Raw genomic sequence first — 3,145 nt, forward strand, 5'->3', positions numbered from 1 at the left:
CACCCCTCCACCACTCTTTCGGAGTGGTCCCCCTCCCCAAATGGGGGAGGATTTAACGAAGGAGAGGACAAAAATCATGCGCGATCATCTGCACTTCTACATTGACGGCCAGTGGGTAGACCCGGTCGCGCCCAAGACCGCCGAAGTCATCAACCCCGCGACCGAAGCCGTCGCAGGCCATATCGCGCTTGGCTCTGCGGCAGACGTGGACAAAGCCGTCGCCGCCGCCCGCCGCGCCTTCCCCACCTGGTCAGAAACCACCCGCGAACAGAGGCTCGACCTGCTCAAAGCGATCCAGGCCGAATATCAGCGCCGCATGGCCGACTTGGGCGAGGCGATCCGTGAGGAAATGGGTGCGCCATCGGGTCTCGCCAACGGCTTCCATGTCGGCCTCGGCGCAGGCCATCTCCAGACCGCGATCGAATTGCTGGAGACATTCCCGTTCGAGGAATTGCGCGGACCCACGCTGATCCGCCGCGAACCCATCGGCGTCTGCGGCCTCATAACGCCCTGGAACTGGCCGATGAACCAGACCTGCGTTAAGGTCTTCCCCGCGCTCGCCACCGGCTGCACCATGATCCTCAAACCACCGCAGCTCGCGCCCTTCTCAGCACAAATCCTCGCCGAAATCATCGACGCGGCGGGCGTGCCTGCGGGCGTTTTCAACATGATCCAGGGGCAGGGCAGCGTCATCGGCACCGCGCTTTCGACCCACGAAGATGTCGACATGATCAGCTTCACCGGCTCGGAACCCGTCGGCGTGCAGATCCAGAAGGACGCCGCCACCACGGTCAAGCGCGTCGGCCTCGAACTCGGCGGCAAGAGCGCCTTCATCGTGCTGGACGATGCAGCGCTGGCCGACAATGTCACCGGCGCAACTGCGAGCATGATGGGCAATAGCGGCCAGACCTGCAGCGCCGGATCGCGCCTGCTCGTCCCCGCATCTCGCCTCGACGAAGCGCTCGCAGCCGCCAAGACCGCCACGCAAGCCGTCACCGTCGGCGACCCGGCAGGCGACGTCGCCATGGGGCCGGTCGTGTCGAAGGCGCAATACAACATCATTCAGGACTATATCGCCAATGGCGTAGCGGAAGGCGCGACCCTCGTCGCAGGCGGCCCCGGTCGCCCCGAAGGCATCGACAAAGGCTGGTTCGTCCGCCCCACCGTCTTCCTCGGCACCAACGACATGGTCATCGCCCGCGAAGAGATTTTCGGCCCCGTGCTGGTCATCATCCCCTATGAAGACATCGACCATGCCGTCGCCATCGCCAATGACAGCCCTTTCGGCCTCGCGGGGTACGTCAACGGCCTGGACACCGCCCAGGTCCACACCGTCGCCCGCCGCCTGCGCACCGGCTGGGTCAGCATGAATGGCGGCTTCGATTTCCATGCGCCCTTCGGCGGCTACAAGCGCAGCGGCAATGGGCGCGAGTGGGGGGAGTATGGCTTCCACGAATATCTCGAAGTCAAATCCATGCTCGGCTACGCCTGATATGGTTAGCCGCATCGCGCCCAGCGGCATGACGGCAGCGGAAGGGTGGCACCTCGAACGCCTCACTCCGCCCAGCCGCCTCTACGGCGCGAATGGCCTTGCCACCGGCCCGGATGGCCGCCTCTACGTCGCGCAGGTCGGCGGCAGCCAGGTCAGCGCGATCGACGTCGATACAGGCACCATCTCGACCGTCAGCCCGATGGGCGGCGCGATCGTCGCGCCCGACGATCTGGTGTTCGATGAAGCGGGCAATCTCTACCTCACTGAAATCACCGAAGGCCGCGTGTCGATGCTGACGCCCGGCGGGCAGGCGCGCGTCCTCTATGGCGACATGCCCGTCGCCAACCCGATCACCTGGCATCAGGGCCGCCTGGTCGCAGGCGAGTGTCGCATGGGCGCGCGGATCATGGAACTGGACCGCGACGGCGGCCCGCCCCGGCTCATCCTCGACAATGTGCCCATGGCCAACGCCTTTCAGGTCGGCCCGGACGGCAAACTCTATGTCCCCGTCATGGGCGCCAATGAAATCTGGCGCGTGGACTTGGAAACCGGCGCGCATGAAGTCGTGGCTGGCGACCTTGGCGTGCCGGACTCGGTCAAGTTCGACAGTAAGGGGCGCATCGTCACCACCCAGGTCGCCAGCGGCCAGGTGCTGCGCATCGACCCTGTCAGCGGCACCCGCGAAATCCTTGCCGATCTTGGCCCCGGCCTCGACAATGTCAGCTTCATTGGCGACCGCATCTTTGTCTCCAGCATCCCCGGCGAGATCACCGAATTGCTGGGCGACGGCAAGGTCCGCTCGGTCGTTCCCCGCGCGCTGCAATGGCCACTCGGCCTCGCCCTGGGTGCGGACGGTGCCTTGTTCATCGCGGACGGCACGTTCGGCTACACGCTCCGCCCCGGCGGCGCGCCCCAACTGGCGGGCATGATCTTCCATCCCGGTTGTCCCGGCTATATGCGCGGCGTCGCAACGGGCGCGCAGCTAGGCGAATGGATCATCACCACCGGCACCGGCAGCGTCGCGCGCTATCGGCCGGGTGAGGGGGCCAGCGATTTTCTCTCCCACGGCCATGACCGCCTCATGGGTGTCGCGCTCGCCCCGGACGGCGCAGTCGTCTTTGCCGAACAGGGCAGGGGTCAGGTCCATGTCGCCGAAAATGGCGCAGCGCGCGTAATCGCCAACGGCCTCGACCAGCCAATGGGTGTCGCGTTGGATGGCAATGCCGCCTATGTCGCCGAAGCGGGCAAGGGGCGCATCATTCGGCTGCAACAGGGCAGCAAGCCGGAAACGGTCGCCGAAGGGCTGGGTCGCCCCGAAGGCATCACGATCAGCAACGGCAGCCTCTATGTCGTCGATACTCAGACGAAATCGCTGATCGCATTCGATCCCGCCAGCGGTGCGCAGACCGTCATCGCAACCCATCTGCCAGTCGGCGCGCCGATCGGCATCACGCCGCATTATCTCGGCCCGATCGGCGACATGGCCGGACCGATGATCAATTTCTGTGGCCTGACCGCAGGACCGGGCGGCACGCTCTACCTATCGGGTGACGCCGAAGGCAGCGTCCTGACCTTAAGGCCGACTGCATAAACCTCCGTTCGTTTCGAGCGAAGTCGAGAAACCTGCGCGCTCCGTTTCTCGACTTCGCTCGA

2 protein-coding genes are annotated in these 3,145 nt (G+C 65.4%); both read left to right on the forward strand.

Annotated elements, in window-relative coordinates; translation table 11 throughout:
* Positions 1 to 76: 76 nt before the first annotated feature.
* Positions 77 to 1,492, forward strand: a complete 1,416-nt coding sequence (locus BF95_RS24740; protein WP_043155443.1) for an aldehyde dehydrogenase family protein — start codon at positions 77 to 79, stop codon at positions 1,490 to 1,492.
* A 1-nt stretch (position 1,493) separates the two neighbouring features.
* On the forward strand, positions 1,494 to 3,083 hold the full coding sequence (locus BF95_RS24745; RefSeq protein ID WP_043155445.1) for a Vgb family protein: 1,590 nt from the start codon (positions 1,494 to 1,496) through the stop codon (positions 3,081 to 3,083).
* The last annotated feature ends 62 nt before the right edge of the window (positions 3,084 to 3,145 follow it).

The organism is Sphingobium sp. Ant17 (assembly GCF_000588875.1).
Lineage (GTDB): Bacteria > Pseudomonadota > Alphaproteobacteria > Sphingomonadales > Sphingomonadaceae > Sphingobium.

Excerpts from the sequence above, each read along its gene's own strand:
- BF95_RS24740 (WP_043155443.1), top strand. The coding sequence starts at position 77 with ATGCGCGATCATCTGCACTTCTACATTGACGGCCAGTGGGTAGACCCG.
- BF95_RS24745 (WP_043155445.1), top strand. The coding sequence starts at position 1,494 with ATGGTTAGCCGCATCGCGCCCAGCGGCATGACGGCAGCGGAAGGGTGG.